We start from the raw sequence: 24,803 nt of genomic DNA on the forward strand, positions 1-24,803 counted from the left end.
TTTGAAGTGATACTTTTTATTATCAGATTTCGTTTCCAATAAAAGTCGCGTCAGTATAACAGACAAAAATAAGCTATATTCTACTGAACATTAAGGTTTTATTTTATATATGATATAATCCTGTTCTTTTTACTTACATTTGCGTCTTATAACCGAATAATCAAAATTATGGCACAATCAGGAAGACTGCTCTCACTGGACGTAATGAGAGGTATTACAATTGCAGGGATGATCATGGTGAACAATCCGGGAAGCTGGGGATATGTATATGCTCCGCTACGGCATGCATCATGGAACGGCCTCACTCCTACCGACCTTGTATTCCCGTTCTTTATGTTTATTATGGGAGTTTCCATGTTCTTTTCATTGCGGAAATACGACTTCAAATTATCCAGAGAAAGCGTTACGAAAGTACTGAAACGGACCGTGCTGATCTTCCTGGTCGGATTTGCCTTGAATTTATTCGGACATCTCTGCTACAACGGATTTTCCAATTTCGAAAACCTGCGTATCCTAGGAGTTATGCAGCGGCTGGCACTGGCTTACGGGATCGGCTCACTGATCGGATTATCCGTTAAGCATAAATATATTTTACAGACAGCAGCCGGAATACTGCTGTTTTACTGGATACTTTTAGCCGCTACCGGTAGCCAGACGTTGTCGGAAGATAATATTATTGCAATAGTCGACCGTGCACTGTTCGGAAATACGCATATGTACCATGATTATCTGGCAGACGGAACCCGCATCGCCTTTGATCCGGAAGGGTTGTTGAGTTGCCTGGGAAGTATCGGGCATGTATTGCTCGGTTTCTATGTGGGCAAAATGATTCTCGACTGTAAGAAGAACAATGAATTAATTATCAGGAATTTGTTTATCTTTGGAACAATTATTATGTTCCTGGGATTCCTGCTAAGTTACGGCTGCCCGATCAATAAAAAACTATGGAGCAGTACATTTGTATTAACCACTTGCGGATTCGGCTCGTTGTTTCTGGCGTTGCTGATCTGGATCATCGACATAAACGGCAAAAAGAAATGGTCGCTGTTTTTCGAATCTTTCGGGATTAATCCGTTATATCTCTATGTACAGGGAGATGTATTTGCAGTGGTACTCGATAAATGCGGAGTGACACCGTATGTATATGCAGATATCCTGGTCCCGCTCTTCGGAAACTTCGGAGGTTCGTTGGCATGGGCTATTTTGTTTGTCGTATTGAACTGGATACCGGGATATTGGTTATATAAGAAACGTATCTACATCAAATTATAATGAATCGTTACAGACTGTTTTATCACTGCATTTATATAAGTATCATCTGCTTATTCCTGTTTTGCCCCGGCAAAGCAAAATCGCAGATAAGCGAAGGAGGAAAACCGGTTAGTTTCAACTATCAGAACCCGTTGAAAAGCTGGCAACCGGCTGTTCAGATACCGGTAAATTTCAGTGTGGAAGACAGGATAGCAGTCGATGAATGGCGGGTAAGCCAGGGAGCACCTCTGGCTGTTTCTGCATTGATAGATACGGATTTGAATATGGAAAATGCCGGAGAATGGCGGGTATTGCCCGGCGGAGAAAAAATCTGGCAGCTTCGCCTTCAGGCAAAAGGGGCGATTGCCTTAATGTTATATTATGAAACATTTTACCTGCCGGAAGGCGGAAAATTATTCATATACAATGCAGAAAAGACGCATTTACTGGGAGCCTATACTTCGCAAACCAATCCGGACGGAAAATCATTTGCTACGGAATTTGTGGCCGGCGATGATATCATTCTCGAATACGAACCGCCTGTTTCGGACGAAAAAGCCCGTATAGCCATTAATCAGATAGGATACGGATACAATCATCTGCATGTAACTACTGACTTACGGAGTACCGGTCCGGGAACTTCCGGTTCCTGCATGGTCAATATCAACTGCGAAGAAGGAGAGGAGTGGCAACACGAAAAGAACGGTGTTTGCATGATGGTTGAGAAAATAGGGAAGGCCGGATACCTCTGTTCCGGTTCACTGGTGAACAACACGGCGAAAGACATGAAACCTTATATATTGTCGGCTTTCCATTGTACACAAGATTACGATAACGGAACAACTGCTTCGGAAACAGATCTAAACCAATGGGTATTTTATTTCCATTTTGAACATACCGGATGCGAAAACGCTTCGCCAATAGCCGGACATAAAACAATGACCGGCTGCCGGCGAATTGTAAGTATTCCGATAGAGGGCGGTTCCGACGGACTGTTATTATTGCTGAACGACAAGATCCCGGCAGAATATAATGTATATTTCAACGGTTGGGACAGAAGTGAAACGGCTACTTCATCCGGAGTGAATATTCATCATCCTTCCGGCGATTATATGAAAATATCGACCTTCGGTAATCACCCGGTAAAAACAACGACCTGGATAGATAATCTATCCAAAGCCGGAGCTCTCAATGCCCATTGGAATGTCATTTTCGACAAAACAACCAACGGGCACAGTATCACGGAAGGCGGTTCTTCCGGTTCGCCGCTTTTCAATGAAAATAAGCAGATAGTAGGTACACTGACCGGCGGTAATTCTACTTGCCGCCTGACAAGCGGCAATAACTTATACGGCAAGTTTTCTTATCACTGGGATAAATACAGCCAAGCTGATACCGGACGTATGGATATCTGGCTCGATCCGTTGAACACCGGTGCAACAACAATTCCCGGTTTGTCGCAAACCGGAGAGGAGGGGAGCCTTATCAATTATAAGTCACCGACAAATGTTACTGCCCAATCCATTTCTTCCAATAATGTTCTTATTCAATGGAATGCACCTGTATATACACAGTTGATCAGCTGGGGTACACAAAATTCGGACGCACAAATCGGATACCATGGCACTCCTTTTTATTTCGGTCAAAGATGGGAGTCTAAAGAATTGATAAACATACATAAAAAGAAATTGGTAAACGTAAAATTCATTCCTGTCTACAGTGTGAATTATGCCATCTTTATCAAACAAGGAGAACGGACCTATCAACAGGAAATAACCAATCTGACGGCCAACCGGTCCAACACGATAGAGTTGAAAACACCTTACACGATTGATGCCAACCAGGATCTGATCGTTTCCATCTATGCCAGGAAATACGGACGTTCGGTTTATCCTGCTTTCGTAGATAACGGTCCGGCCGTTAACGGAAAAGGGAATCTGGTATCTTTTGACGGAAACGAATGGGAATATTTGCTGGACGAAGAATTCAATATTAATTTTATCCTGTCTGCTACCGTCACTTCCGAAGAAGGTGAACCGACACTTCCCCTTCCCGCAGCAAACAGTGATATACAGATTCCGGCTTTCCCTGCTATTACCGGATATAATATATACAAAGACCAGATGTTACTAGCTTCTGTCCCTGCTTCCACATTACAACACACAGATAAAAATGTCACCGGAGGCAAGCATGACTACAGTGTTTCTGCTCTATACGATTCAAAAGAAAGCAGAGCAGCCACAGCTACAGCAGAAACAAATGTAAATACGGAGAGTATACAGGAAACAACCGATTTCCATATCACCCCTGCAATATTCAAAGACCGGATACAGATAAATAATTACCAGCAAGTCAAAAGCCTTGAAATTTATTCATCCGACGGAAAACTGATCCGGAAATTAACCGATCCGGCAGAATGGATAGAGACAGGTAATCTCCCGCAAGGTGTTTATTTCTTCAAACTAAGCAATGATAAGACTTTCAAAACCATTCGCGGCATCAAACAATAATGAACAAACATTACTAATGTGTTAATGAATAGAGCAATTAGTTCAATTATTTCTATATTGGAGTTTCATAATAATGTTTCATCAAATGCACTGTCATACTATCATATTTTTATATAATACGCATATAATCAATATGTTACTCTATGACAGTTGCCATTTTCAACTATCATAATACTGTCATAAAACCATCATTTGGACTATATTTTAATTAAACATACATTGTTTAAGACCTAAAAAAGGCTTTACAAATAGGATAAATCGCACTTATATATTGCTTTCCCTACTATATATTTTGCGAAAATATATAGACTAATCTCACAGGAATACATACTTTTTGTTCTCAAGATGCCCTTCTCAGCCTGTTTTACACCCGGATGTTGACCGTGTCCAGACCCGGGTCTCAATATTGTCGACACCCGGGTCTCGAGCAACATAAATAACTATTTCGCTGATAATAAGTCATATATTTCAGTAAAACAAGAAGCATATATTGGGTTTCAGGATAAGACTATGATAGTTGCATGATAGGTAAATGACAGTTGAAAACAGGAACTATCATAGGATAACATATTGATTATAGGTATATTATATAAAAATATGATAGTATGATAGTGCTTTTTACCCTGTGATAGTTTTGAGAAACGCCTTTCATCTCTTTAATAGGAAACCGTCACATCAAACCCTTCTTTCCGTGCCCGGTCGGCTATGGCGTCCAATGCTTCTTTGGAAACTTTTTTAAGTCCTTTCAAAGGAGTTTCACGGTCGATGGTATAGATCATTACCTGTTTCGGTTTGATTTGCTTCAAGGCTTCAAGCCAGCCGGTTATTTCTACTTCGGTTGTATTATCCACTGATTCGCCATTCACTTCGCCTTTCAGGAACATAGTCTGGATAATCAGGTTTCCTTCGAAACGGCATAACTGTCCGAGCAATTTATCGAATGTAAAAGCAGGAGAATTGGGAACATTCAACTGTTGTATCCGGCTGTCGAGCACAGAATCGAGTTTCAGGATATTATCTTCAATTTTATTCAATGCCCGGAATACTCCTTCCTTATGCAACATGGTTGAATTGGATAGGACAGCAATCTTGGCATTCGGAAAGAAACGGTCGCGGGTGGCAATCGTATCTTCTATAACACCTTCGAACTCCGGATGCATGGTAGGTTCTCCGTTACCGGCAAAAGTAATCACATCGGGAGCAATTCCTTCGGCCTGCATAGCCGATAACTTTTCCGTCAATGCCTCCTTCACTTCTGCACGGGTCGGTAATTTGGTATGTGTACGCCGTTCCCCATTCAGTCCGCATTCACAATAAATGCAATCGAAAGAACAAAGTTTGCCGTCCACAGGAAGCAGGTTCATACCCAGAGAAACACCCAACCGCCGGCTATGTACCGGACCGAACACTATTTTATCAAAAAGAATCGTTGACATATCTAATACGTTTTTATCTATCAAGTTCTCTATATAACAAAGAACAGAACAATATTTCCTGAATTACGGATACAAAGCTACAAAAGACCTTATAATTACCAAGGAAGAAAAGCTAAAAAGAGAATCATCCCCCTTGCTTTATTGAAACATAATTTATTATTAATTAAATAGGCAATAAGCTATGTTTCACTACTTTTGCGACTGATCGATGATCATATATAGGCGATATTTATCATAGAAAGCGTCCGGCTTTATCCTTTTCAGTTTATATTTCATAGTTTATAGAATTTCGACACACTAGTATTTCACATTACCTGTTACGGGTAAGTAGTGATATACCAGGGTGCCTTATTGTGTGCTGTAAACTGTGATGACTGACTGTTGATACGATAAAAACCGGTAAATTCCTGCGTTTTCTTTTATAACAATTGTCACTTCAGGGAATCAGTGACATAACTTTTTATATTGTGCTGTTTAATTCCATAGAATTCATTTGCTTCCTGCCGATCGTTTTCATTGTATATTGGTTAGCAGACAAGCATTTGAAATGGCAGAACTTCCTTGTCGTAACAGCAAGCTATATCTTTTATGGCTGGTGGGATATACGTTTTCTTTCTCTGATCATACTGACCAGTTCCTTTTGTTTTGTCAGCGGACTTCTCATCGAACGAGCCGAAGGTAACCGGAAGAAACAGAAGATAATCAACACGATCAATATTTTACTCAACATAGGTATCCTGGGAACGTTCAAATATTTTGATTTCTTCAGTACCAATATTGAAACTGCATTACATTCATTAGGGTTTGAACCGGATTGGATAACACTGGATATACTTCTTCCCGTAGGTATTAGTTTTTATACTTTACAGGCTTTAAGCTATAGCATCGACGTATATCAGAAGAAAATATCCGCCTGTCATGATCCGATTGCATTCTTCGCTTTTGTCAGTTTCTTTCCGCAGCTGGTGGCAGGTCCCATAGAAAGAGCTACCAATCTGTTACCCCAATTTTATAAACGACGTACATTCGACTACAGTAAGGCAATAGACGGTTGCCGGCAGATGTTATGGGGATTTTTTAAGAAGATGATCATTGCCGATAATTGTGCGATGGCAGTCAATGAAATATGGGGCAGTTATCAGTATCAGAGTGGTTTTACTCTTTTACTCGGCGGTCTTTTATTCACTTTTCAGATATACGGAGATTTTTCCGGTTATTCGGATATTGCTATCGGATGTGCCCGGTTATTCGGAATAGATTTAATGAAAAACTTCAATTATCCCTATTTTTCAAGAGACATATCCGAATTTTGGAGACGCTGGCATATTTCATTAAGCACCTGGTTCCGCGATTATATCTATATCCCGTTGGGAGGAAGCCGTTGCAAGAAAACAAAAGTAATCAGAAATACTTTCATCATATTCATTATTAGCGGACTCTGGCATGGGGCAAACTGGACGTTCATTCTATGGGGTATTTATCATGCCTTGTTGTTTATGCCTCTCTTGCTGCTCAATAAAAACAGGAGATATACGAAAAATGTAATCGCCGTAGGTAAACTTTTACCCTCTTTCAAAGAAGCTGTACAGATGTTTTCCACCTTCTTCCTTGTCCTTATCGGATGGATTATTTTCCGGTCCAACGACATCGGCGAAGCATCCGACTATTTAGCACGCCTTTTTTCCCCGTCTTTATTCGAGGTGTCCTTTCCGCACGGCAAAAGAGCGTTGATATATTGCTTAGTGCTACTAATCATTGAATGGATGCAACGGGAAAAAGAACATGCATTACAGATAAACAAAGAGATCAAATCACCTGTGGTCCGTTGGGGAATCTATTATATCCTGATTTTTATAATCGTCTTTCTGCAAGGTACACCGGCCGATTTCATTTATTTTCAATTCTAAACGATATGAAGAAATTTATAAAACGATTAATTATCTTTCTGATACCTATCCTGATACTGTTCATCCTGTTAGAGTATGCTATCCGGCAAATACCGAACACTTACAAATATAAAAACGAATGGATGTCACAGCATGCAGATAGCCTGAATACACTCATATTGGGTAATTCACATTGTATGTCGGGAGTCAATCCTTTATACCTGACCAACAGCGCTTTCAATTTCGCAAATTCTTCACAGGATTTGGAACGTGACTATTTTGTATTGACCAAATATGAGAATATGTACAATAATTTAAAATGCGTTATCCTTTCTTTTTCGTATTGTACACTTCAGGACAAGATGGATAATACGGACAAATCCCGGTTAAAATATTATGGTATTTATATGGGATATGAAAAATATAAATACAGTGTGGAAATAACGAGCAGCATTACTTATGAGAAAATAAAAGACTATCTGAAAGAGGATACTTCACAATATTCTCCTTTAGGATTCAGAGTAAACAAATTTTCAAAAGATAATTTGGAAGTAAGTGGTATAAAAGCAGCCAAACGACATACATTAAACAACCGGAAAAATTTGGATGATAATCTGAAATATCTTCACAAAATCATTCAGTTCTGTGAAGATAAACAGATTCAATTAATTCTTGTCACTACACCAACCTGGCATAGTTATTATGAGCATCTGGATAAGCATCAACTCGACCAATTATTATCCACCGCAAAAGAGCTGGATAATAATCACGAAAATGTATTTTATTTCAACTTTCTAAAAGATGACCGATTCAATGATAACGATTTCAAAGACGGCGATCATTTATCAGAAGAAGGTGCTGAAAAGTTTACTAAAATACTAAAGGATTCCATCAGACATAAATTAGATATTGAATTGTAAATATATATTCTAAAACTTATACCGTAAAAGCATATACATATCCGTTTTATTATGTCCTTTTATCTCTTCCTGATCCGTACCGATTAAGTCGCGGTCTGCATAATAACTATGTCCCAGTTTAGCAGAAAGAGAAAGTTTCTTTAGTATATCCCATCGGAAAGAAAATGACAACCTGATTCCTTTCCCATAAAACGAAGGCATACTGAAAGCATACAATATATTTTTCTCATACGAATTGATACGGCTGTAATAATCGTCCGTATGAAAATAAGCCAGGTAAATATCTGATTGGAATGGGAGAGAAGACGGCTTCCAGCCTGCACCTTGCGAAATCATCCACCCGAGACTTCGTTTTCCTTTTCCTTCATCATAATAAACACCGTCGGCCGATGTTTTCAACACCCATGTCGATTGTATTCCGTAAAGCAATTGCAGTCTGATACGCTGCTGGGAATAAGGCAGAATACTCAATGCCGATTCATTTTCCAATGTCCGGTTCTTTTCTTTCTTTCTGTATTTATAACGTAAATAAGTCGTAAAGTTCTTTCCCGAATTATAATCCAGCTGAACCATATATTCCTGGCCCGAAGAAGGAGCATCCACACCGTATTTCAACCAGGGGAAACGGAACAAATCCGCATACGCCGACAATTTGAAACGGGCAAACGGCGTCCACTGCATCCCGGTATAGAAACCCTGTTCATTCTGTACGGATGAATGCTGTCCGAAAGCATTCCCGAAAAAAGCCTGATACTTTTTGTCATAATAACGATGAAGCAACAATAAAGAAAAATAGGAGACAGGCGTTAATCGGATGGCGTTCAATGTGGCAACTGCCTTGTTTGAGGACATGGCTGTTTCTCCGTAAAACTTTATTTTCTTTGTTTTAAACATGTAATCGACGCTTATGTCGATATTATCGTTTCCACGGAAATAGAAAAGATTATAGGGTTTCGGATCCGGTTGTACCTGATATTTTCCGAAAGAGTAGGAGAGAGCTGTAAACCCGACGGAAAGATTTGAAGTCGTATAGTGTACATTTCCACCGTATGTCTGCATAGGAACCGTATGTTTCTTTTCGCAATCCCGTTCCAGTCGGTGCAAACCATCTGTTTTAAATGTACTGACTTCATAGTTATCAACACCGGCATCTAACTTTCTATACGAGTATAACAAACTGATATATATCTGTTTTAATACTAAAGTAGAAGCTACTCCGCGAAAGTAATCATTTTCATTTGTTGAAAAGTGACGACGGAAACCATTGCTGCGTCTCTCTGCCTGTGCCACTATCGAACTGCGGCCGGGAGTAAAATCATTACTGATAACCAGACCTTGCCCGAAAGAAACCTTATAATCACCGATGGCCAAAGTTTTCAACCATTTATTCATATCTTTGAAAAACAGGTGTACCGAATAAAAATCATAGCCTTTATGATGGTTATTCCAAAACGGTTCACCGGCATCCTTTTCAGCTACCATTCCCCATTGGAGCCTGTCATCAAAAGTATACGAATAACGCAGGGAATGATAGAAAGGTTCCCCCAGATATTTCCGGTTCGGATATTGCTGCAAGATACTATCCGGATATGAACAATATCCCTTTTTCTGTTGAAAACACTTATCATATCTGATTTGCAACTCATTAGAACCATACTTCAACATGTTCTTAACAGAAAAGGGTCGCTTATTAACCGATATATCTCCGATATAAACAAACGGAAGCAATAAAGAAATCGTTGAAAAATCCATTCCTTCCACATTCTTCAGTTCATAAAGAGTGACCAGCTTTCCATATTTCACACGATAAGCCAACAGGCTGTTTATTTGTTGGTCGGACAGGAAAGGCAGGCGTTTCAGTTCAGTTTCGGTCACACTGTTCAGTTCAAAAGGGTGTTCCGACAGGTAGGAAAGGTCCGAATACAGGTTTTCAATCTGTGTTTCATCTTCCGTTTCAGAAGCCATTTCTTCTATATATTCCATCCACTTATCAACAGAATATATAGTCTGACTATTAAGGTTATAACTGTTTATAAACAGGTATACCAACAGGGTTGTCAACAATCTTTTCATAGTGATCATTCCGTTAAAAACAATACTTCAAACCAATACCTGTACTTATTCCCAACACCGGGTGATAAAGAGCGGCTACATCTACAATAAAACCCGATAACCGGTATCCTATCCCCAAGGTAGGCAGGAGAGGGGTTGTCTTAATACCGGTGCGTACATAAAAATGAGTAAGCAACTGATATTCCATGCCGATACAACCTGTTAATACAGTCTGTTTATTCGTCTCCGCATTTCCGGCTATTAACAGGTTGTTAATTACTTCCCATTGAAAACCTATTTGTAATGAATAGGATATAAAAGACTCTATATCAATCTCTTTTTCCTGAATGCTGACAGATGGAAAATCCTGTATCAACACACCAATCAACAGCTTTTCAACGGGAATAAACAAGATACCGACATCGGTTGACAAGTATTGCGGCTTTTCTTCAACCAACTCGGTCTGAAGAAATGTATATTGAATACTGATACCGGCCGTCCATTTTTCAGTCAACGATTTTCCCAGGAAAACACGAAACATACTTTCCTGGTACCGGTCATAACCGAAAGAAGAGATATTAACACCCGCAGAAAGTAAGTTGTTCGGATAACTGACCGACAAACCCACCGTTCCCAGTTCTTTCAGTCCGTAATAATTAAAGTAATTGATATCAAAAGACTTATAGTTATCCAAAGCAACTACCGCAGGATTAAAAAGTACAGATTGCACAACGCCACATTCACCCATTCCCATACAACGGACACCGGGTAAACGAAGGTTATTAACAGCATACAAACAGGGAGAAATCCCCAACAGGAGACATAAAAACAATTGTTTCATAGATAAGATATTTTTGGTTGTTAATAAATAAACGCTCTTTTAATGCAAAATACTATTCAATGTTCATAGTCATATCGTTTTGTCATTATCAGAATCGGAGCAAATATAATGATTCTTATTGACTTGACAACTTATTAACAACTAAATTATCATTTCCATATAATTAGTCAAATTCTGTAAAACCGGTACAAGCTATTGGTAAATCACCTACTTTTGTAAACGATGATAAAGAAGAGATGGTATAAAATCCTGATTTTATTTCTATTCTGTGCAGTCGGAAGCCAGGCGCAGAAGCTGAAAATAAATACACTTCCCGAAGGTGTACAAAGAGCGTATGTCGACGGGAAAGATACCATTGCCGTTGTTAACTTGCAGGAAGTCTTTGTCTTTCCGCAAGTTCGTTTTAAAAACAAACGGGAAGAACAAAAGTATAACAAACTGATCCGCGATGTCAAACGTACGTTACCTTATGCCAAGATGGTCTACGAAACATTAATAGAAACGTACGAATATATGGAAACCCTTCCCGATGACAAAGCCCGCCAGGCTCATCTGAAGCGGATGGAAAAAGACTTGTTCAAAGAATATAAACCGGAGTTGAAAAAACTGACTTTCTCGCAAGGCAAATTACTTATCAAACTGATAGACAGGGAATGTAACCAATCCAGTTATAACCTGTTGAAAGCCTATCTGGGTAGTTTCAGGGCCGGCTTCTGGAACCTGTTTGCCGGTATGTTCGGAGCCAGCCTGAAATCCGAATACGACCCGAAAGGAAAAGATGCCATGACGGAACGGGTCGTTATCCTGGTGGAAAGAGGATTACTCTGACAACTGTTTAAAGAAATCCCAGATAACAATCCCGGTCGTTACCGACACATTCAATGAATGTTTTGTCCCGTACTGAGGTATTTCAATACACATATCACAGTTATCAACAACGGATTGTTGAACACCTTTTACTTCATTTCCCATGACAATAGCGTATTTTTTATTCCTGTCTAACAACAACTTATCCAACATCACGCTTCCCTCTGCCTGTTCAATGGCACATACGACATACCCTTGTTGTTTCAGGTTATCAACAGCCTCGTGTGTATCTTTAAAATATTTCCAGTCGACTGTTTCTTCCGCCCCTAAAGCCGTCTTGTGAATCTCTGCATGAGGAGGACAGGCTGTAATGCCACATAAATAAATAGCCTCTACCCGGAACGCATCGGAAGTACGAAAAACGGAACCGACATTGTTCAGGCTCCTAATATGGTCAAGTACAACAATTAAAGGTATCTTTTTACTTTCCTTAAAAGCCTCCGGCGTGAGGCGGTTCATTTCTGTTATCTTCAGTTTACGCATAGCTATTTTCTTTGGTTGCAAAAGTAGCGAATTAATGTGGATATGCCGTTGAAAAGGTATTGATAAGTAGTGAACACAAAATGAAAAAAAGTTCTTGCATTATTCAGAATCTCCGTTATACACCCCCTTGTTTTAATTATGCAACAATTATAACCCATTATTTATTACGAGCTATTAACAAGGGTTATACACGTTTCAACAACCATCCGGAGATATAAACTTTTACACACAACCAGTTATCAACATAAAACTAATAAAGTACGTAATATAAAGATATACAGCAATTAAAATATCATTATTCATGTTAGTATCCTCTTGATAACCGGTTCATATACTTTAATAACTCTCCAAACAAATATTGTAACATAAATGTATTAACTGTTTCAACAGGATATCATATTCATCATATTTAAAATTAAAGATTAATAAGAATATAATATATAATTGTGGATAACTAATGGTTGATGAAACCTCATGTCATTAACTCCTGTCATCGGATTAAGAATAGTGACAGCGAATGTCCCGAAGGGACTAACTGTGAATATCCCCCGGTGAAGCCGGGGAACCTCGGGATATTTATGACTAAGGTCAAAGGTAATAGACTTTAAGCGTAAAAGCAATAGGCTTTAATGATAAAAGCTATTAGTTTTGAATATTGTCGTCCCGGTGAGGCGGTATCAACACCGGGATGGCATTTCAATGTCATCGGGATGATAATAAGCTACTTCCATTGAATGTATTCAAATGTTAACGGTGACAAACTCAAGGGTAAAAGTAGTATGTTTTTACCCCTGGTTGTAATCGTTTTTAAGGGTAATCATTTGATAATGAGGTGTGACAAACTCTCTGCTCACCCCTATAGAATAAGGTAAATAATTTATACCTTTTTTGTCATCGGATAGCTAAGTTTTGCTTTAGTTTTTCGGCGGGAATGAATAAAGTTTTTACCTTTGCAGATTATCAACAAGAAGTTAATAACTATACTAATAGTAAGAATATCAATAATAAAGACTGGTGATAACCTTGTTGATAGGCTATTGAAATCAGGAATAATATAATAGATATACTATGTTGACGAATCAATCAATCGGATATATGGACGCACCGGTTCCCAAAGATATAAATCTGAAGGAGGCCATTGATAAGTTGCGTAAAGAGAAAAATGCAGTTATCCTTGCTCATTATTATCAGACAGGTGATATACAGGATATAGCGGATTATGTAGGGGATAGCCTGGCACTGGCTCAGTGGGCGGCTAAAACAACAGCGGATATCATTGTTCTTTGCGGTGTTCATTTCATGGGTGAAACGGCGAAGATTCTTTGTCCGGATAAGAAGGTACTGGTTCCCGACCTGAATGCAGGCTGTTCGCTGGCAGACAGTTGTCCGGCTCCGGAGTTTGCTGAATTTGTAAAACAGCATCCGGATCATGTGGTTATTTCTTATGTGAATACAACTGCTGCTGTGAAAGCGGTGACAGATGTGGTGGTAACTTCCACGAATGCCCGTCAGATTGTTGAAAGTTTCCCGGAAGGAACGAAGATGATTTTCGGCCCGGACCGTAACCTGGGTAATTATATCAACAGTATTACCGGACGTAATATGTTGCTGTGGGATGGTGCCTGCCATGTACATGAACAATTTTCACTGGAAAAGATACTGGATTTGAAGAAACAGTATCCGGATGCAGAAGTAATCACCCACCCGGAATGCAAACAGCCCGTTATACAGGTTTCCGACTTCGTAGGTTCGACTGCGGCACTTTTGAAGCATACTATTAAGTCAGATAAGAAACAGTTCATTGTAGCGACGGAAAGCGGCGTCATTCACGAAATGCGGAAAAAGAGTCCGGAAAAGGAGTTTATCCCGGCTCCGCCAAACGATAGTACCTGTGCTTGTAACGAATGTAATTTCATGCGTTTGAATACGATGGAGAAGCTCTATAACTGCCTGAAGTATGAGATGCCGGAAATATTCGTAGACGGAGAGGTGCAGAAAAAAGCTATTAAACCGATTCGGAAGATGTTGGAGATATCTGAGAAGTTAGGTTTATAATAAAAAATCAGCCCTGTTATTCATCATGATAACAGGGCTGATTTTTTATTTTACTACCATTATTTTAGTAACGACACTTTCTTTAGCTTCCGGTGTTGCTGATAATACCAGGTAAATTCCGGTAGCAACACGGCCACCACCTTTTCTTCTGCAATCCCATGTAAATGTTCCGCCGGCCGATTTACCCTGATAAATGATATTGCCTTTCAGGTCGGTTATTTTTACATTTGAATCATTCATCAGTCCGACGATGGTTACACGGTCATTCTGTTCCGGCCGAACGGGATTCGGATAAGCATATATATCCGAATAATCTTCACTGCCTTCCGTGGCATCTCCCATATAAGATACCAGTCCTTTTTCGGTACCGATGAAGACTTCTCCTGTCTGCTGGTTGATAGCTAGAGTATTGACCTGGTTGGATGGGAGTGGAGAATTGGCTGTTGTAAAGTTGGAAATGGTTTCCATCCCGTCTTCACTGACTAAAAATACACCGGAACTTTGTGTTCCTATCCATTTACGGTTTCCTCCGTCAACGGCGATGGCATTGACTTGTTCACCATCCAGAAATGCATAACCTTCTCCATTTCCGTCTTCTAACGGACGAATGACACGGGAGAATTGTAGTTTACTTATTTCAGCTTTGGAATTAAGACAATAGACAGGACCTCTGTTTGTCCCAATCCAGATTTGTCCGTTCTTATCTTCTGTAACACAATAGAAACCGGCAGCTTCTATACTTTCGTTATTATTCTTGAATATTGTAAATGAATCAAATTCATCATCGCTGACGTCATCTATCGTTCCTTTATCATCTAAAACGAAAATACCAATTGGAGATGGAGAGTTAATCCATTTTCGATTATTTGAAGCAATTAATATTTTATCTGCCTGATAAGCATGATTCAATTTGTCATGAATCAGAGAAATCCAAGTACCATCTGCTTTTAATACTTTGATGCTTCCATCGTCTATCTCACAGTTGGTCATCCATAGATTACCTTCTTTATCGAAGGTTAAACTTCCTATTCGGTTGTAAGTGAATTGTTGTTCAGTTGTTTTATTTAATGCGGGAGATATAGTACTATTAGTATGATTGTATAGTTTTACGAATTTATTTTCTCTAAACTCTAATACACCTTCTCCATAAGCGGAAACAAAATAATGGGTAGGATCTTTGGGGTCGACTGCTATCCCTGTGTAATCTTTTGTTGTAAATATGAAGTTATTCTCTGGAAATTGTTTGTTGACTTCTTTATTAACTTCGTTTTCGTCGAGATTAAACCATTCGTTTCCATTGTAAATCATTAATGTTCCGGGAATATTTAATCGATCAGAATTACGGCCTCCACCTACAATATATAATTGATTGTTTTCTATGGTCATAAAATAATTATAATTCCGTTTGGGAGAATATAATTCATTATTTGTATTTTCCAGGATAGTAGTATATTGTTCGTTGCTCTTTTTAATTCCTTTTATACCATTTATTCCGGTAGCTATCCAAAATGTATTAGCATCTTTACCGGATGTAACATCATTGATATTTTCTACATTAATAGCATCTTTAGTCGTAAAATTTGAATAGATATAAAGAGTGGAACCAGTATAAGTAATTAGCTTTTCATTCCGGACAAGTAAATTTTTTAATTGATTGTTTTGAGAGATTATGTTTATCTGTCCGTTAGATTGGTAATAAACTCCACTATTCTGAACAAAGAAACATAAATTATTTTGGAATAAAACCATTTTTCTGATGTTATTACTATTAAATATAGAAGTATTGAGAGAATAAGCAGACCAGTTATTATGATCTAATAAATTACTATCTAATTTAGCTCTGATTACTCCGCTCTCTGTAGCAGCATAGATATACTCATCTTTAATACAGACAGAATATACTTTTTTATTCAGCTTATAGGTATCTGTAATGTCTTTTTTATCTATATTGATTAGCATAATTCCAAAATTGGTGGATAAATAAGCGTATTCATTATATATGAATATACTGTTAATCGTCTTATCCTGAATATTGGAATTATTCATTAAATAAGGTAGGTTGTAGATACCTTTATCACTCAATAGGTCAATATTTCCACTGATGCTATATGTAATTAGTAGTGTATTTGTAGTCGGGTTGAATGCTACATTATTTATATCATTGTCACTTAACCCTGTTTGTTTTGAGTAATAGGATATACTGTTATCTTCTTTATTATAACTGTATAACGAACCGTTGGCTACACCGAATACATGATTATTACCTTCAGCAACCAAAGTTGTTGAGTAATAAGATAAATAAGTATTCCATTGGCCTATTGCCTTTTGAGCTACTGCATTCGTAACGAGTAAGCAGAAGAATATAAGTGTATATAGTATCTTCTTCATAATTTATTCTGATAATGTAGATAAAAAAGCACTTAATTTTTTTACAGCTTCAGCCCGGTGGCTGATTGTATTCTTTATATCATTACCCATTTCGGCAAATGTCTTCGTATGATTGTCCGGCATAAAGATAGGGTCGTATCCGAATCCGCTTGTTCCGCGTTTATCCTTTGTTATCTGACCGTTTACTATGCCTTCGAACAGATATTCCTTTCCATCCAGAATAAGTGCTATAACGGTACGGAAACGGGCTTTGCGGTTTTCCATCCCTTCCATTTCCCGGAGAAGTTTTTTCATATTGGCTTCCGAATCATGTCCGGGACCGGCATAGCGGGCAGAATATACACCGGGAGCATTGTTCAGCGCTTCTACTTCGAGGCCGGTATCGTCGGCAAAGCAGTCGTAACCGAATTTATCTTTAATGTAACGAGCTTTCTGGAGTGCATTACCTTCCAGGGTATCGGCTGTTTCCGGTATGTCATCATGACAATCGATGGCAGCCAGGCTTACTATTTCTGTATGACCGGCTGTTATTTTTTGTACTTCATCCAACTTATGTTGGTTATTTGTTGCGAATACGAGTTTCATATCTGTAAATGTCTAAATAAAAAAGCACTTCTGTACGATATATAACGTATGGAAGTGCTTTTAATTGTTTGAATGAATCTTTTATGTTTTTATCTGGTCAAATCCTTCTCCGTAAACTCCCCGGACAATACTTTGCGAGATGAATGCCTGATGGTCTATCTGTTTTACCAGACGGAAAATGGATACTGATTCTGATTTCTTAGCTAATAATACGACAACTTTGACCGGTTTGCGGGAATAACCTCCGACACCGTCCAGGATGGTACATCCACGGTCCAGGTCGTGAATGATTCGTTCGGCTATTTCATCGTATTTCTGTGAGAATATGAGGAATTGCACCGATTGACGGTTACCATTCAATACCATGTCGAGGACATAGTTGCTGATTATCATTTCTACGAAACCAAACACGATCTTATCCACATTATGGAAGAGGAAGAAAGAAGAACTGATAATAAAGAAATCGCAGAATAACAAGGCACGTCCGATGGATATGTTCTTGTATTTATTTACGATAGCTCCGATAATATCGGTACCTCCCGTACTTCCGTTTGCAGAAAAGACCAGTCCGAGTCCGGCTCCGCAAAGGAGGGCGCCAATCATGATAGCCATAAACGGCTGGTCGTGCAGAATCGGGTTTCCTTTCAGTAGCCATTCAAAAAATGAAAGAGAAGCGGAAAGGGAGAATACTCCGAATATGGTTTTTATCAGGAACTTAAAACCTAATATTTTAAGTGCGGCCAGTAGTAAGACTACATTGATAACAAAATATGAAACCGATACCGGTATGGCGCCACCTGTGGCGAAGAATATCAGCGCACAGATACCACTAACGCCACCGGTAACAATTTCATTCGACAGGATAAATGCATTGAATCCGAAACCATATAATAAGGTCCCGAACAGAATCATCAGATAATCCTGTATTGAAAAATAAATTTTATAAAACTGAGCAGCTTTCATCAGATAACGATATTAACAATCTTACCCGGAACGACAATAACCTTTTTAGGTGTTTTGCCTTCCGTCCACTTAGCGGAACTTTCGTGGCTGAGAGCTGCCTTTTCAACTTCTTCACGGGGCATGTCAGCCGGAAGTTCCATACTGAAACGGGCTTTTCCGTTGAATGAGATAGCGTAGGTAACTGACTTTTCTTTCAGATACTCTTCGTTGTGCTGGGGCCATTGAGCATCGCAAACCGTAGTCGTATGACCGCATTCGTGCCATAACTCTTCTGCCGTATGAGGTGCAAACGGGGCAAGCAGGATAACCAGTTGCTCCAGGATGGCACGCTTGTTACATTTCAAGCTGCTTAATTCATTGACACAAATCATGAAAGCACTGATAGAAGTATTATAAGAGAAATGCTCGATATCGAATGTTACTTTCTTAATCAGTTTATGTAATGATTTTAATTCCTCAGCTGTCGGTTCGGCATCGGTTATCTGAAGGTTGTCGGTATTTCCGTAGAATAAAGCCCATAGCTTTTTCAGGAAACGATGAACACCGTCGATACCGTTTGTATCCCAAGGTTTGGATTGTTCCAACGGGCCTAAGAACATTTCATACAGACGTAATGTATCTGCACCGTATTTTTCAACAATCATATCCGGGTTTACTACGTTGAACATAGATTTTGACATCTTTTCAACAGCCCATCCGCAGATATATTTGCCGTCTTCCAGGATAAATTCAGCATTCTTATATTCCGGACGCCAGTTTTTAAAGGCTTCGATATCCAGAATATCATTGTATACAATGTTTACATCTACATGGATAGGAGTAACTTCGTACTGGTCTTTCAGGTTCAGAGAGACAAATGTATTGGTATCTTTGATACGGTATACGAAGTTTGAACGTCCCTGAATCATACCCTGGTTAATCAACTTTTGGAACGGTTCGTTCTCGCAGATAACTTCCATATCATACAGGAACTTGTTCCAGAAACGACTATAAATCAGGTGACCGGTAGCATGTTCCGTACCACCGATATACAGGTCTACGTTTTTCCAGTAATCATTTACCTGTTTATCTACCAAACCTTTGTCGTTATGAGGGTCCATATAACGCAGATAATAAGCGGAAGAACCGGCAAAACCAGGCATTGTACAAAGTTCCAGCGGGAAGATTGTTTTATTATCTATCTTGGAGGTTTCAACTACTTCTTTATTAACCGAATCCCAGGCCCATTTGGTTGCATGTCCCAATGGAGGTTCGCCTGTGGCAGTCGGTAGGAATTTGTCTACTTCCGGTAATTGTAAAGGCAATGCTTCAAACGGTAACATCTGAGGCATTCCGTTCGCATCATAATATACGGGGAACGGTTCGCCCCAATAACGCTGACGGCTGAAGATAGCATCACGCAGACGGTAATTTATTTTTACACGTCCTAACTTATGTTCTGCTACAAATTTCTTGGTGGCGGCAATAGCTTCTTTAACGGTTAATCCATTCAGTGACAATTCGCAATAAGGAGTAACGTCCGGTCTCGGTGAGTTGCAGACGATACCTTCCTTGGCATCGAAACTTTCTTCGCTAACGTCGCAACCTTCAATCAACGGGATGATAGGCAAGTTGAAATGTTTTGCGAAAGCATAGTCGCGGCTATCGTGAGCCGGAACAGCCATGATGGCTCCTGTACCGTAACCGGCCAGCACATAATCGCTAATCCATACAGGCACTGCATCTCCGGTAAACGGATTGATTGCGTATGAACCGCTGAACACACCTGTTACCTGGCGATCGGCAATACGTTCACGTTCTGTACGTTTTTTGGTACGGTCCAGATAAGCGTCTACTTCTTGTTTTTGTTCCGGAGTTGTTAATTTCTCAACCAGTTCGCTTTCGGGAGCCAGTACCATGAAAGTAACACCGAACATCGTATCGGCACGGGTAGTGAAGATAGTAAATTCCAGGTCGCTGTCTTTTACCTTGAAATTGACTTCGGCACCTTCGCTTCGGCCTATCCAGTTACGTTGTGTTTCTTTCAATGAATCCGTCCAGTCGATGGTATCCAGTCCGTCCAGTAAACGCTGGGCGTAAGCAGATACACGCAGACACCACTGACGCATCATTTTTTGTTCTACCGGGAAGCCTCCACGTTCGGAAACGCCGTTTACAACTTCATCATTTGCCAGTACGGTTCCCAGTTCGGAACACCAGTTAACCATTGTATCACCCAGATAAGCGATACGGTAATTCAGTAATATTTCTTGTTTTTCTTTGTCACTTTTAGCTTTCCATTCAGCGGCGGTGAAACTTAATTCTTCGCCACAGGCAACGTTCAGACCTTCAGTACCTACGGTTTCAAAGGCTTCAATCAGGGTTTCGATAGGAAGTGCTTTCTTTTCATCGTTGCAATAGTAGCTGTTGAACATTTTGATGAATGCCCATTGTGTCCAGTGATAATATTCCGGGTCGCAGGTACGGATTTCACGACTCCAGTCGTAGCTGAAACCTATTTTATCCATCTGCTCACGATAACGGGCGATATTTTGTTTGGTAGTTACTTCGGGATGCTGTCCGGTCTGGATGGCATATTGTTCTGCCGGCAAGCCGTAAGCATCGTATCCCATCGGGTGTAATACGTTGAAACCCTGTAACCGTTTGAAACGGGAATAAATGTCAGAAGCGATGTAACCGAGTGGATGACCTACATGTAGTCCTGCACCGGATGGGTAAGGGAACATATCCAACACGTAGTATTTGGGTTTATCCTTATTTTCTTTCACTTTATAAACCCCGTTGGCAATCCAATATTCTTGCCATTTTTTCTCGATTTCTCTGAAATTGTACTCCATAATATCTAATCGTTTTTTATCGTTTTCAGTTTAAAGCCACAAAGTTAGTTATTTTATTTAGTTTTACTTCACATAACGAATCTTCGGTCCGGGTTTATCGTTCTTTTTGAACGAAGACTCGTACAAAATGAGCCTGCTTCGGCGGATACTTATTTGCCTCATTCTACCCCGTCACAATTTTCTTAGCAGGAAACTCTAGTTTCTTCCATAGGAAACACGTGTTTCCTGCCTGGGAAATTACAGTTCCCTACGGAGGAAATTGAACCTTCTTTCCATCCTCTTTGTTATTGAATGACAATAAATTTGAAACGCCATTAATGCCTTTAACCCGACCTCTGACAAGCAAGCTAAATTTAAACTATAAAAATTACAAGTAATGAGAAGATGTACTATTGTTTTCCTGGTTGCCTTGTTGACAATGTCGATAAGTGCCGCCCCTGTCGATGTGGAACAGGCCCGGAGCGTTGCGCTCAGTTTTCTGAAAAGCAATCGTCCGCAGACCAAATCCTCGCTTACGAAACTGACGTTAGTCTGGTCGGATGGCGGAGTCGCTACCAAATCGGATGCCGGTTCGCAGGATGCTACTTTTTATGTGTTTAATCAGGGCGATGATAATGGTTTTGTGGTCGTTGCCGGTGATGACGTTGTTTATCCTATTCTGGGATATGGTATGCAGGAACCGTTCCGGAAAGATTCCATGCCGGTTAACCTGCGTTCATGGTTTGACAGTTATCAGCGTCAGATTAACTGGATGCGCGAAAATAAAACGGTAGCCGGTAAAGAGATAACTGCCGCCTGGAATCAGTTGCGGCAGGGCACTATGCAACTGAGTTCGGATGGTGTATTACTGACGACTGTGTTGTGGGACCAGATGACGCCTTATAATAATCTTTGCCCGGTGGTAAACAGCCAGCGTACTCCGACCGGTTGCGTGGCGACTTCCACTGCTATTGCCATGCAATACCATAAATGGCCGGATGTAGGACAGGGCAGTCATTCCTATACTTCACAGACGTATGGCTTATCTCTTTCCGCTACTTTCAATACGCCTTACCAATGGGATAATATGCCTTCTACTTATACTGCCGGGCAGTACACTACCCAGCAGGCGCAGAATGTAGCCACTCTGATGTATGATGTCGGTGTTATGTCGGAAATGAATTACGCGCCCGGAAACAGTGGTGCGCTGACAATTACAGCAGCCCAGGGCCTTGTCAATTATATGAAATACGATAAGTCTCTTCATGTATTGCAACGTGAAAACTATCAGACGGCTGAGTGGGAGTCTATCATCAAAGGTGAATTGGATGATAATCGCCCTGTCATCTATGGTGGTGAAAATGATCAGAACGAAGGCCATCAGTTTATTATCGACGGATACAATACATCCGATTATTATCATGTGAACTGGGGTTGGAGCGGACTGGCGAACGGTTATTACCTGCTATCGGTTCTCGAACCCGAAGAACAGGGAACAGGTGGCAATAGCGGCGGTGGTTTCTCCCTCGACCAGAATGCCATTATCAGCATGATGAAGCCGGTGGAAGGTTCGACCTATCAGGACGTACTGGTGTTTTTCTATGGTGAAAATGAGGGTACTGTATTCAATGGTCTGTCTGCTACGACTGACGATTTCGAACAGAACCAGCTTTTCGGTCTTCAATACGGTTATGTAGGAAATATGAGTATCCGTGATTTCACCGGTAACCTTGTTGCAGCCCTTGTGGATAAGAATGGAAATACCAAAGAATTTATTTCCAGCGAAGAACCTGTCACTATCGAGATAGAACGCGGAGTGGGGCAGGAGATACCTTGTACGATTACCAAAGCAATCGCTCCGGGTGATCGTATCCGTTTGCTTTATAAGAGCAGTGACGGCAGCGAATGGAAATGGGTAAGAGGCGGTGGTAATACGACCGGCGAGATTCTGGTGGCTGCCGACCCGACTTCGACGGAAGAAATATCTTCGGATATGAATGTTTCTGTCTCCTATGTGGATGGTACAGCTTATGTAACTTCTCCTGTAGCTATTCTGGAAGTTGCTTTGTATGATATGAACGGCCGCCTGTTAAAAAAGCAGCCGGGAAGCAATAACTCAACCGTTACGCTTTCTTATAGTGGATATCCGGCAGGTATTTATGTGATGGAAGTACAGACTGTGGAAGGAAGAAGCAGCCATAAGTTGGTAAAAAAGTAAATATATAATAGAAGTAGAAGGGATGTCCAAAAGTCGGACATCCCCTATTTTCAATGGTTTTACTTTTTCAGCAACGGCCAGTTCGGGTCTTCGATGTGTTCACGAACCATGATTTCTTTCAGTTCGGCTACTTTTTCAGGATATTTATCCAGGATGTTATGTCTTTCCGAAGGATCGGCTGCTAAGTTGTAAAGCTCATAATAAGGCTTATCGCCACGGATGTTCATGTGAACCAGTTTCCACGGACCTTGACGGACAGCCTGACGACCGTTCATTTCCTGAAATTCGAAATACAGGAATTCATGTTCTTTCTGACCTTTACGGTTTTGAAGCAATGGCAACATGCTTACGCCATCCATCTCTTTCTGTTTGGCTTTCGGGCTGATGATTTCTTCGAATGTAGGCAATACATCCCAGAAAGAACACATAAAGTTTGTTTCTGTTCCCGGTTGGATATGTCCCGGCCATGAGATAATCATCGGTACGCGGATACCGCCTTCATATAAGTCACGTTTGTAGCCACGGTACATACCGTTGCTATTGAAGAAATCAGGATCAGCGCCACCTTCCATGTGCGGACCGTTGTCGCTGGCGAAAATAATGATTGTATTATCGTATAAACCTTTATCTTTCAGCTTCTGAACAATCTGTCCCACATATACGTCCAGACGATATATCATAGCAGCAAATGTAGCGTGCGGATGAAGCTGTGTGCAATAACCGCCTTTGCGGAAAGCCGGACTGCCCGGTTCTGTTCCTTTGTAAGCCTTTTCGGGATACATGCCACGGAATTTCTTAATAATACTGTCTTCCGGTACGATCAGTTCGGCATGTGGCAGGATAGTCGGATACCACATAAAGAAAGGTTCGTCTTCCTCGAGGTTATCCAGATAATCGAGTGCTTTCGAATGGATAAGATCCTGCGAATAAGTACCTTTTCCGTATTGAACTTCCAATACATTATCTTTTAGTTCCACTCGTTGGTCGTTATCCCACAGGTGGTCGGGATAGTAACTATGTGCCAGCAACTGGCAGTTATATCCGTAGAATGTTTCACAACCCTGGTTTTTAGGATCGCCCGAAGTACCGATATAACCTAATCCCCATTTACCGAAGGCAGAAGTCTTATATCCTGCATCCTGCATCACATGGAAGATGGTGCGGGTACCTTCCGGCAACGGGAATTGTCCTTCCGGGTCGAGTTCTTTGTTTCCCCGAACAGGAGTATGTCCGCTGTGTGTACCGGTCAACAGGCAGGAGCGGGAAGGGGCACTGACAGTCGTTCCCGAATAGCACTGGGTGAAACGCATACCGTTTTGCGCCAGTTGGTCGATGTTCGGAGTTTCAAACTTTTCCTGTCCGTAGCAGCTCAGGTCACCGTATCCCAGGTCATCTGCTAAAATAAATACGATGTTCGGTTTTTTGTCTTTGTTCTTTTGTGCTTGTACAAAAGGAACAGCCAGCATAAAGCCGGAAGCGAGTAATAAAGTTTTTTTCATGATTCTAAGATGTTTCTTGTCAGACATGCTGGC

Annotated in this window: 16 protein-coding genes; 7 read left to right on the forward strand and 9 right to left on the reverse strand. The window is 40.4% G+C overall.

Annotated elements, in window-relative coordinates; all coding sequences use genetic code 11:
* Positions 1–168: 168 nt before the first annotated feature.
* Together C825_RS01760 and C825_RS01765 are read left to right on the forward strand one after the other, a co-directional pair.
* A complete protein-coding gene (locus C825_RS01760) occupies positions 169–1,272 on the forward strand; it encodes an acyltransferase family protein (protein WP_010801162.1) in 1,104 nt (367 codons plus the stop codon).
* A complete protein-coding gene (locus tag C825_RS01765) occupies positions 1,272–3,761 on the forward strand; it encodes a T9SS type A sorting domain-containing protein (protein WP_010801163.1) in 2,490 nt (829 codons plus the stop codon). Before C825_RS01760 ends, C825_RS01765 begins: the two co-directional genes overlap by 1 nt.
* 656 nt (positions 3,762–4,417) lie before the next feature.
* On the opposite strand, the gene C825_RS01770 is transcribed toward C825_RS01765, so the two are convergent.
* Positions 4,418–5,197 carry a radical SAM protein gene (locus C825_RS01770; protein ID WP_010801164.1) on the reverse strand — a complete coding sequence of 260 codons (780 nt, stop codon included), beginning with the start codon at positions 5,195–5,197 and terminating at the stop codon, positions 4,418–4,420.
* Between the two features lie 467 nt (positions 5,198–5,664).
* Between C825_RS01770 and C825_RS01775 the strand changes: the two genes are divergently transcribed.
* Both C825_RS01775 and C825_RS01780 read left to right on the forward strand, forming a co-directional pair.
* On the forward strand, positions 5,665–7,104 hold the full coding sequence (locus tag C825_RS01775; RefSeq protein ID WP_010801165.1) for an MBOAT family O-acyltransferase: 1,440 nt from the start codon (positions 5,665–5,667) through the stop codon (positions 7,102–7,104).
* Positions 7,105–7,109: 5 nt separating this feature from the next.
* Positions 7,110–8,003: an SGNH/GDSL hydrolase family protein gene (locus C825_RS01780; RefSeq protein WP_010801166.1), complete on the forward strand. Its 894-nt coding sequence runs from the start codon at positions 7,110–7,112 to the stop codon at positions 8,001–8,003.
* A 9-nt stretch (positions 8,004–8,012) separates the two neighbouring features.
* On the opposite strand, the gene C825_RS01785 is transcribed toward C825_RS01780, so the two are convergent.
* Both C825_RS01785 and C825_RS01790 read right to left on the reverse strand, forming a co-directional pair.
* On the reverse strand, positions 8,013–10,076 hold the full coding sequence (locus C825_RS01785) for a helix-hairpin-helix domain-containing protein (RefSeq protein WP_010801167.1): 2,064 nt from the start codon (positions 10,074–10,076) through the stop codon (positions 8,013–8,015).
* A 13-nt stretch (positions 10,077–10,089) separates the two neighbouring features.
* Positions 10,090–10,896 (reverse strand): hypothetical protein, encoded by an 807-nt coding sequence (locus tag C825_RS01790; protein ID WP_010801168.1) that lies wholly within the window; start codon positions 10,894–10,896, stop codon positions 10,090–10,092.
* A 222-nt stretch (positions 10,897–11,118) separates the two neighbouring features.
* On the opposite strand from C825_RS01790, the gene C825_RS01795 reads away from it, so the two are divergent.
* Complete coding sequence (locus tag C825_RS01795) at positions 11,119–11,724, forward strand: DUF4294 domain-containing protein (protein ID WP_010801169.1); 606 nt, start codon at positions 11,119–11,121, stop codon at positions 11,722–11,724.
* Here C825_RS01795 and C825_RS01800 read toward each other — a convergent pair.
* Positions 11,716–12,246, reverse strand: coding sequence for an RNA methyltransferase (locus tag C825_RS01800; protein ID WP_009860453.1), 531 nt, complete (start codon positions 12,244–12,246; stop codon positions 11,716–11,718). The two genes, C825_RS01795 and C825_RS01800, sit on opposite strands and share 9 nt — an antisense overlap.
* 1,068 nt (positions 12,247–13,314) lie before the next feature.
* Here C825_RS01800 and nadA point away from each other — a divergent pair.
* Entirely contained in the window at positions 13,315–14,301 is a 987-nt protein-coding gene (nadA, locus tag C825_RS01805) for a quinolinate synthase NadA (protein ID WP_010801171.1), read from the forward strand.
* 45 nt (positions 14,302–14,346) lie between these two features.
* Here the strand turns inward: nadA and porZ are convergent, their stop codons facing one another.
* From porZ to leuS, 4 genes are all read right to left on the reverse strand, one after another.
* Positions 14,347–16,689, reverse strand: a complete 2,343-nt coding sequence (gene porZ / locus C825_RS01810) for a type IX secretion system anionic LPS delivery protein PorZ (RefSeq protein WP_010801172.1) — start codon at positions 16,687–16,689, stop codon at positions 14,347–14,349.
* 3 nt (positions 16,690–16,692) lie between these two features.
* Entirely contained in the window at positions 16,693–17,274 is a 582-nt protein-coding gene (locus C825_RS01815) for a non-canonical purine NTP diphosphatase (protein WP_010801173.1), read from the reverse strand.
* An 81-nt stretch (positions 17,275–17,355) separates the two neighbouring features.
* Positions 17,356–18,237, reverse strand: a complete 882-nt coding sequence (locus C825_RS01820; protein WP_009860457.1) for a YitT family protein — start codon at positions 18,235–18,237, stop codon at positions 17,356–17,358.
* The gene (gene leuS / locus C825_RS01825; protein WP_010801174.1) at positions 18,237–21,074 is read right to left on the reverse strand and encodes a leucine--tRNA ligase; all 2,838 of its coding nucleotides are present in this window, start codon (positions 21,072–21,074) and stop codon (positions 18,237–18,239) included. Before leuS ends, C825_RS01820 begins: the two co-directional genes overlap by 1 nt.
* A 376-nt stretch (positions 21,075–21,450) precedes the next feature.
* On the opposite strand from leuS, the gene C825_RS01830 reads away from it, so the two are divergent.
* Positions 21,451–23,271 carry a C10 family peptidase gene (locus C825_RS01830; protein WP_010801175.1) on the forward strand — a complete coding sequence of 607 codons (1,821 nt, stop codon included), beginning with the start codon at positions 21,451–21,453 and terminating at the stop codon, positions 23,269–23,271.
* Between the two features lie 59 nt (positions 23,272–23,330).
* Here the strand turns inward: C825_RS01830 and C825_RS01835 are convergent, their stop codons facing one another.
* Positions 23,331–24,737, reverse strand: coding sequence for an arylsulfatase (locus C825_RS01835; RefSeq protein ID WP_289833524.1), 1,407 nt, complete (start codon positions 24,735–24,737; stop codon positions 23,331–23,333).
* Positions 24,738–24,803: the final 66 nt, after the last annotated feature.

The organism is Parabacteroides sp. ASF519 (assembly GCF_000364265.2).
GTDB lineage: Bacteria > Bacteroidota > Bacteroidia > Bacteroidales > Tannerellaceae > Parabacteroides > Parabacteroides goldsteinii.

Excerpts from the sequence above, each read along its gene's own strand:
- C825_RS01800 (WP_009860453.1), bottom strand. The coding sequence starts at position 12,246 with ATGCGTAAACTGAAGATAACAGAAATGAACCGCCTCACGCCGGAGGCT.
- C825_RS01815 (WP_010801173.1), bottom strand. The coding sequence starts at position 17,274 with ATGAAACTCGTATTCGCAACAAATAACCAACATAAGTTGGATGAAGTA.
- C825_RS01780 (WP_010801166.1), top strand. The coding sequence starts at position 7,110 with ATGAAGAAATTTATAAAACGATTAATTATCTTTCTGATACCTATCCTG.
- C825_RS01820 (WP_009860457.1), bottom strand. The coding sequence starts at position 18,237 with ATGAAAGCTGCTCAGTTTTATAAAATTTATTTTTCAATACAGGATTAT.
- C825_RS01790 (WP_010801168.1), bottom strand. The coding sequence starts at position 10,896 with ATGAAACAATTGTTTTTATGTCTCCTGTTGGGGATTTCTCCCTGTTTG.
- nadA (WP_010801171.1), top strand. The coding sequence starts at position 13,315 with ATGTTGACGAATCAATCAATCGGATATATGGACGCACCGGTTCCCAAA.
- C825_RS01785 (WP_010801167.1), bottom strand. The coding sequence starts at position 10,076 with ATGAAAAGATTGTTGACAACCCTGTTGGTATACCTGTTTATAAACAGT.
- C825_RS01795 (WP_010801169.1), top strand. The coding sequence starts at position 11,119 with ATGATAAAGAAGAGATGGTATAAAATCCTGATTTTATTTCTATTCTGT.
- C825_RS01770 (WP_010801164.1), bottom strand. The coding sequence starts at position 5,197 with ATGTCAACGATTCTTTTTGATAAAATAGTGTTCGGTCCGGTACATAGC.
- C825_RS01830 (WP_010801175.1), top strand. The coding sequence starts at position 21,451 with ATGAGAAGATGTACTATTGTTTTCCTGGTTGCCTTGTTGACAATGTCG.
- porZ (WP_010801172.1), bottom strand. The coding sequence starts at position 16,689 with ATGAAGAAGATACTATATACACTTATATTCTTCTGCTTACTCGTTACG.
- leuS (WP_010801174.1), bottom strand. The coding sequence starts at position 21,074 with ATGGAGTACAATTTCAGAGAAATCGAGAAAAAATGGCAAGAATATTGG.
- C825_RS01765 (WP_010801163.1), top strand. The coding sequence starts at position 1,272 with ATGAATCGTTACAGACTGTTTTATCACTGCATTTATATAAGTATCATC.
- C825_RS01760 (WP_010801162.1), top strand. The coding sequence starts at position 169 with ATGGCACAATCAGGAAGACTGCTCTCACTGGACGTAATGAGAGGTATT.
- C825_RS01835 (WP_289833524.1), bottom strand. The coding sequence starts at position 24,737 with ATGCTGGCTGTTCCTTTTGTACAAGCACAAAAGAACAAAGACAAAAAA.